The sequence below is a fragment of the Saccharothrix sp. ST-888 genome, assembly GCF_000955975.1.
Taxonomy (GTDB): Bacteria; Actinomycetota; Actinomycetes; order Streptomycetales; family Streptomycetaceae; genus Kitasatospora.
In genome coordinates, this window is record NZ_JYJF01001058.1 from 1 (window position 1) to 273 (window position 273).

At 68.5% G+C, this 273-nt stretch carries 1 protein-coding gene; it reads left to right on the top strand.

Annotation, left to right across the window (positions count from 1 at the left end; all coding sequences use genetic code 11):
• Positions 1-16: 16 nt before the first annotated feature.
• A partial coding sequence (locus UK12_RS35595) for an acyltransferase domain-containing protein (protein WP_331386685.1) occupies positions 17-273 on the top strand: 257 nt, incomplete at its 3' end.

Here is a 273-nt window from a genome sequence, read left to right on the forward strand (position 1 = left end):
CGGTCCGTCGTCGGTGGTGGTTTCGGGTGAGCCGGCTGCGCTGGAGGAGTTGCTGGCGTCGTGTGAGGCGGATGGTGTCCGGGCTCGTCGGGTGCCGGTTGACTACGCCTCGCACTCGGCGCAGGTCGAGTCGATCCGCACCGAACTGCTGGACGTCCTGAAGGACGTCACCCAGCAGGCGGGCCGGGTGCCGCTGCTGTCCACGGTGACGGGCGAGCTGGTCGACGGTTCCGGCATGGACGCCGAGTACTGGTACACCAACCTCCGTACCAC